Source organism: Psychrobacter urativorans, from assembly GCF_904846675.1.
Lineage (GTDB): Bacteria > Pseudomonadota > Gammaproteobacteria > Pseudomonadales > Moraxellaceae > Psychrobacter > Psychrobacter urativorans_B.
In genome coordinates this window covers 1-734 of record NZ_CAJHBT010000060.1, presented here as the reverse complement: position 1 = coordinate 734, position 734 = coordinate 1, and the positions used below count along the sequence as shown (strand labels likewise).

The window sequence follows — 734 nt, the reverse complement described above, 5'->3', positions numbered from 1 at the left end:
AATTGGATTGCGCCAGTGACGTCAGTGGTACGGAAGTAGAACTGTGGACGATAGCCGTTTAGGAATGGTGTATGACGACCACCCTCTTCTTTGCTTAGTACGTATACTTCAGCATCAAATTTGGTATGCGGGGTGATTGAACCTGGTTTGGCCAATACTTGTCCGCGCTGGACGTCTTCACGCTTAGTACCACGTAGTAGTACGCCACAGTTTTCGCCTGCACGACCTTCGTCAAGCAGTTTACGGAACATCTCTACACCAGTACAGGTGGTTTTTTGCGTGTCTTTGATGCCGACGATTTCAATTTCGTCACCAACTTTAACGATACCAGACTCAACACGACCAGTCACTACGGTTCCACGACCTGAGATTGAGAAGACGTCTTCGATTGGTAGTAGGAATGCTTTGTCGATGTCACGCTCAGGTTCAGGAATATAAGTGTCTAGTACGTTAAGTAGTTCAACTATGGCTGGTTCGCCGTATGGGCCTTCGTCACCTTTTAGGGCTTGGGTAGCAGACCCTTTAACGATTGGGGTGTCGTCACCTGGGAAGTCGTAGTCGCTCAATAATTCACGAACTTCCATTTCTACGAGTTCAAGCAATTCTTCGTCGTCTACTAAGTCGCATTTGTTCATGAATACAACGATGTAGGGTACGCCAACCTGACGTGATAGCAAGATATGCTCACGGGTTTGTGGCATTGGGCCATCGGTCGCTGATACGACTAGAATAGC

Annotated in this window: 1 protein-coding gene; it reads right to left on the bottom strand. The window is 47.7% G+C overall.

Annotated elements, in window-relative coordinates:
- Nucleotides 1-734: elongation factor Tu (locus tag JMY06_RS11705; protein WP_201618417.1), on the bottom strand; the 734-nt coding region annotated here is incomplete at both ends.